This is a genomic window from Protofrankia sp. CiT1, from assembly GCF_917627335.1.
Taxonomy (GTDB): Bacteria; Actinomycetota; Actinomycetes; order Frankiales; family Frankiaceae; genus Protofrankia.
In genome coordinates, this window is the sequence record NZ_CAKJTP010000200.1 from 1 (window position 1) to 5,991 (window position 5,991).

General features: G+C 63.4%; 5 protein-coding genes. All 5 read left to right on the forward strand.

The features are described 5' to 3' along the window. Positions 1-842 (forward strand): phosphotransferase enzyme family protein (locus MJ785_RS19740; RefSeq protein WP_239313098.1); only part of this gene is annotated, 842 nt, incomplete at its 5' end. 299 nt (positions 843-1,141) lie between these two features. Then, on the forward strand, positions 1,142-1,639 hold the full coding sequence (locus tag MJ785_RS19745) for a hypothetical protein (protein ID WP_239374329.1): 498 nt from the start codon (positions 1,142-1,144) through the stop codon (positions 1,637-1,639). 2 nt (positions 1,640-1,641) lie between these two features. Continuing rightward, on the forward strand, positions 1,642-2,160 hold the full coding sequence (locus MJ785_RS19750) for a hypothetical protein (protein ID WP_239374332.1): 519 nt from the start codon (positions 1,642-1,644) through the stop codon (positions 2,158-2,160). A gap of 446 nt (positions 2,161-2,606) precedes the next feature. Then, complete coding sequence (locus MJ785_RS19755) at positions 2,607-4,721, forward strand: DUF262 domain-containing protein (protein WP_239313108.1); 2,115 nt, start codon at positions 2,607-2,609, stop codon at positions 4,719-4,721. A 319-nt stretch (positions 4,722-5,040) separates the two neighbouring features. Beyond that, positions 5,041-5,932, forward strand: a protein-coding gene (locus tag MJ785_RS19760; protein ID WP_370651755.1) for an IS5 family transposase whose coding sequence is annotated in 2 segments (ribosomal slippage) — positions 5,041-5,583 and positions 5,585-5,932 — 891 coding nt in all. Because the reading frame shifts where the segments join, the coding sequence is not laid out codon by codon here. The last annotated feature ends 59 nt before the right edge of the window (positions 5,933-5,991 follow it).

Sequence of the window (5,991 nt, forward strand, 5' to 3'; positions counted from 1 at the left end):
CTCCACCGGAGCTGGACCTTCTCCGGTTCGGGGAGAACGCGCTCTACGCCTACCGGGACCGGGGTCTCGTGCTGCGGGTGGCACGCCCGGAGAGCCGGGTCGAGCAGGTCGCGCGGACGGTGGAGTTCGTGGTGCGTCTCGCGGCCCGCGGGATGGAGGTAGCCGAGCCTGCCGCCGTCTCGGGTGTCGGTCAGCCGGTTGTCACGTCGACGGATGTCGTGATCTTGTGGGTGTATTACGAGATCGACGCAGGCTGCCGGGTGACACCGCGGGAACTGGGCGGGCTGCTCCGCCACTTTCACGATTGTGCCGCACCGGATGGGGATCGTGTCGGGCCGTGGGAGCCCTTCGCGCTGCTTCGCCCTCGATTGGACGGCGCGCGCCGGGACGGTATCGAACAGAGCCTGATCGACCCCCTTGAGGCGCTTCTCGCGTCGCTGGAATCGCATGTTCCTGACGTGGTGTCCACGCTGGGAACCGGCGTCATCCACGGTGACATGCACTACGGAAATGTCATGTGCCTTCCCGGCCGCAGGCTGCTCCTCATAGATTTCGATCAGATATCTGCCGGTCCGCTTGAGTGGGATCTCGTGCCGAACCTGGTGACCTATCGGCGTTTCGGGATGTCGGACGAGGACTACGCAAGCTTCTCCGCCGCATATGGGTATGATCTCCGCGCGTCGCCGCATGCCGGGACTTTTATCGCGCTGCGGGAGTTGGGAATGGTGACGTGGCTGCTCCAGCAGTACGGGACGAGCGCGAGCCTCGATGCGGAGATTCACCGTCGGATCGATTCCATCAATGATCCTGGCTCGCGTGCGACCGCTTGGCGAGCGTATTGACCTGGCCGGTTCCGCCGTTCGATCCTACGGTGGCACGGTCCGTGCACCGGCTTTCGACTGTCATTGCCACGACCGCTGAGACCGTCGACCTTTTACGGGCGGAAGGCCAGCCGCTCTCTGAGCTTCTCCGGCTCGGGCGGCTGGAACCCTTCTATGTTGCCGCGGCCCGGCAGCTTCCGCGGGTCCTGGCCTGTCGGGATATCGACGCGGATTCCCTGACGTTCCGTAGGGGTGAATCGACAACCGCTACCGTGTGTAGGGCGCGACTGTGGTTATTTGATGCACAGGCGGGGCCGGTCGTGGTCGTGTTTTCCGTTGATGTCGAGTGCGCGCCGACGGTGTTCATCCCGTTCCTCGAGGACTGCTATTATGATCATGTTGCTGTCGGATCTTTTTCGCTGGAACGCTACGTAGCCGAGACGCTCGAAGAGGCTGACGTCCAGACCGTGGAGAGCGCTGGCCTGACGGCGCTTGGCCCGCAGCGGCACCAGATGGTGTTCACGTCCGCGACGCTGCCCGAGGATCCGATCCAACGGATCGTCTACCGGGCGGACCTCGACTGGAATCCTGAGTATTCGTCCATCCGGTTTCCCGCCGGGTTGAACCGGAGACCCGCCAGCGGCGCGGCCGTAGGTGCTTACGTCTGCTATTCGCCCAGCAGGACTATATTGAGAACTGTGCCCTTCTGTCCGCGGTACAGATTGTCGCCGCGACCGGCAAGGTCCGTCAGATTCGCCTGGCTGCCTATGATGCGCTCTTGCGGGTCCGTGACCTTTCCCGTGACCGTGGCGCTCTGAGTATGGCGGAACGCCGCGCGGAACTCGCCAGGATCAATGAGACGATGGCGGAACAGGAATTGCAGCTCACCTTCGGGGTGGAGACGGCGTGCGAGATCGGTATTCTGATTCCGGCGCTGCGTGTGGAGAACTTCCATCGTCAGCTCATCGAGTGCGCGGGGCTTACCGATAATGTGTCCACGGTATCGGCGATGCTGGCCCGTCTGGCGTCGGTCCTGAGTGCCGAACAAGCATCACAGGGCTTGCTCGACGCCCGAAAGCAGGATCTTCGACGGCTCCGGTACGGAGTGGCGGTCGGCTTCCTGTCCGTCGTCGCCGTGCCGATCGCGATCATTCTGGGGTTCTTCGGTGGTTCATACCGGGAAGTGGATGCTGGGAGATCCATTTTCGACTGGCGACGCTACTACCCGATGTACCTGTCGGTCCTTGGGCTTATTTTCTTTGCTGGCGGAGTTTTTCTGTACCTTTTCTGGCGCGAGCGTCGAGAACTCCGTAGGGTAGCCGGTACGGCGCTCCCTTGACGTGGACGTCAGAATAACCTATCCGGTCGATGGGCGAGGTCAACCGGTCGTAGCGACGCCCGCCTCGTGCTGGGAGCAGGGGGTTGGTAAGCTGATCGCGATCGGGCAGGCTCCTCGCCTGCCCCACCAGCCCGATTCGAACCCCCTGCTTAGTGGTCGCCGCCGGAAGTTGTTCGGGGGGTGCCGGATGACAGACGGATGTATCGTGAGGCGGAGAAGGCCCAGGTAGCGGTGTTCTACCTGGGCCGACGACAACGAGGCGAGGCGCCCTCTGGCGCCGGCAGACCCTGGACGAACTTCCGGCGGCGACCACTTAGGGCCCAGCACGAGGCGGGCGTCGAGTATCGCCTCCACCACTTGATACCGCCGTCGTGTGGAGGTGCCCGGCTGAGCGATAGCCTCGAAGACCCGGAGGGAAGCGTTTTGCAGAATGGGTGGGGGAACCGATGGCTGTGATGCGTTACAAGGACACCGCGTACCCAGTGAACGAGCTGGTCCAGCACGTCAAACGCGGCACCCTCGCCCTGCCGGACATCCAACGGCCGTTCGTCTGGCAGCACACCAAGGTACGGAATCTGCTGGACTCGATGTACCGCGGTTTCCCTGTCGGGAATCTTCTGTTCTGGGAGACAGGGACCGAAGCCGGAGCCCGGCAGATCGGCGAGTCGGGTCGGACCAGTGCTCCTCGCCTGCTGATCGTCGACGGCCAGCAACGGCTGACGTCGTTGTTCGCCGTAATGACCGGGCAGCAGGTGCTCAAGGACGATTTCACGACGACACGCATCCGGATCGCGTTCCGGCCGAGCGACGAGACGTTTGCGGTGACGGATGCGGCGATCGAGAAGGACCCGGAGTACCTCGCCGACGTGAGTGTTCTGTGGAGCCCTGAGGTCAGCAACCGACAGGTGGTCCGGGAGTTCCTGGGCAAGCTGGAACGCAAGCGTGAACTCGACGATGCCGAGCGCGACCGGTTGGACGAGGCGATTGGTCGGTTGATCAATCTGACGAACTACAACTTCCAGGTGGTGGAGTTGTCCGCCGACCTGGACGGTGACGAGGTCGCCGAGATCTTCGTGCGCATCAACAGCGAAGGCGTGACGCTCAACCAGGCCGACTTCATTCTCACTCTGATGTCGGTGTTCTGGGACAAGGGCCGCCGGGACCTGGAGGAGTTCTGTCGCAGTTGCCTGCTTCCGTCGCGGACCGGGGCATCGCCGTTCAACTGGTTCATCGAGCCGAAGCCTGACCAGCTGCTACGCGTCGTCATTGCGGTGGCCCTGCGCCGGGCCACACTCAAGCAGGTCTATACCGTCCTGCGCGGCCGCGAGGCGGAGACCGGCAAGGAATCCCCTGTGCGGCGGGACTCGCAGTTCGCCCAGCTCCAGGCGGCCCAGGAGCACGTTCTCGACCTGACCAACTGGCACGAGTTCCTGGACTGCATCGAGCGTGCCGGCTTCCGCAGCACCAAGATGATCTCCAGTCAGAACGCGCTCATCTTCTCGTACGCGCTGTGGCTGATCGGACGCATCGACTTCGGTGTCCCCATCGACCGTCTCCGCGAGGTGATCGCGCGCTGGTTCTTCATGGCTCACACGACCGGTCGGTATTCGGGTTCGGTGGAAACCCAGGTCGAGCGAGACCTCAGCCGACTGCGCGATCTCTCAGTTGGCGACTCGAACGCTTTTGCGGGCACCCTATCGAAGATCATCGACGATACCTTCACGCAGGACTACTTCACGATCACCCTGCCGAACGAGCTGGCCACGTCGGGGGCGAAGTCCCCAGTACTGCTGGCCTACTTCGCGGCGCTCAACATCCTCGATGCCGACGTACTGCTGTCCACCGGCAAGATCCGGTCCCGGATGGATCCGGCAGTGCTTCGCAAGAAGGGCATCGAACGTCATCACCTGTTCCCACAGAACTACCTGAAGAAGGTCCTCGGCGTCACCGACGCCTCCCGGATCAACCAGGCGGCCAACATGGCCATGGTCGACTGGAATGACAACATCGCTATCCTGGACAAGGCGCCCGACGACTACTGGTCCGGACAGCTTGCCGCGAAAGGCATCGCCCCCGACATCCTCGACCGGCAGGTCGAATGGCATGCACTGCCGACCGCGTGGACCAAGCTCAGCTACGACGAGTTCCTCGCACAACGCAGGGTTCTCATGGCGAAAGTGATCGGGAACGCGTTCGACCTGCTGAGCACGACCAGTTATCGGGCCGACTACCCGCCGAGCCCCCTCCCAGGCGACGCGGAGCGCCGCACGAGCGCGTTCCACGGCATCAAGATCGCCGATCTGTTGGCCGCCGGATTGCTCGCTGCGGGCACGACGCTCACACCGTCGCGGGGCGACGACGTCGTCGCAACAGTCGACGCCGACGGGAACATCGTGGTCGACGACGAGCGCTACGACTCCCCGTCCGGAGCTGCGAAGGCGGCAACCGGCCTTGGTCTCAACGGCTGGGTGTACTGGGTGGCCGACACGGCGCAAGGCGAGTTCACGCTCGCCGAGCTACGGGCAGCATATGCCGGCGACGACCCGTCCTCCGCAAGCTGATAGGCGGCTGCCGATTCGCTCCAAGTGTGTTCGACGACGGAAGGACCGCCGCATACCGTTCCCAACGGGTGACGAAGTACAGGCCTTCGGAAAATTCTTAGAGCGTGTTTCTAAACTGCCACCCCATAGATGATGTTGTAGTTGTGCAAACACGCTCACGTACCCATACGGATAGACACGGCGTGGCACCCCCACACGGCAGCGGACTCCTGGTAAAGCGCGGGTGTCGAATCCAACCGCCCTACCAGGAGCCCGAGCGCCAGTATCGTCTGCGTGCACGTGTGTGTCCTGCCCCGCCCACCCCGAATCCCGTCGGCCGGTGGTCGTAGCACCACACGACGGTTTCTACCCGTCCTCGACGATCACGGATGCGCAGTGGAGGGTGCTCGAACCGCTCCTGCCCGCGCCGGGTAACCGGGCGGGGAAGGGTGGCCGGCCCGAGAAGCACGCTCGACGGCGTGTCCTGGACGCGATCTTCTATCTGGTGCGGGGTGGCTTGGCTTGGCGACAGCTCCCCGTGGAGTTCCCGCCGTGGCGAACGGTGTACGGACTGTTCGTACGGTGGCGGACGGCCGGTAGTTGGCAGGCTATCCACGACGCGCTGCGTGACCGGGTGCGGGTGGCTGCCGGCCGCTCGCCGTTCCCGACGGCAGCGATTATCGATTCACAGTCGCTTAAGGGCGCCGATACTGTGACTAATGGTAGCCGCGGGTATGACGCTGGAAAAAAGATTAATGGGAGAAAACGGCATATAGCGGTGGATACGCTCGGGCTCCTGCTGACCGTAGTGATCACAGCGGCCAGCGTGCAGGACCGTGACGGCGCGCCCCCGCTGCTGGCCCGACTGCGGGAGCGCTTTTCCCCTGGTCAGCGTAGTCTGGGCCGATGGCGGGTATGCCGGCCGGTTAGTCAGGTGGGCCAGGCAGGTGCTGAAACTGACCGTCACCGTCGTCAAGTGCGGCGACGATGTCAGCGGGTTCGTGGTGTTGCCGCGCCGGTGGGTCGTGGAGCGCACTTTCGGTTGGATCATCCGGTATCGGCGGTGTGTTCGTGACTACGAAAGGTTGCCGGTCCAGCACGAGACCATGGTCTACATTGTTATGATCATGCTGATGTCGCGGCGGCTCGCGCAGCGACCGCCCTCGCGGCAGCGCCGGAACCTGGATGCGCGGACCGAGGGAGCCGTCTCCGATGCCGACCCGATCCGGTAGGCAAGCAAGGTCAAAATTAGTTATTAATCTTGATGAGAGTTTCCAAACGCCCTCTAAGA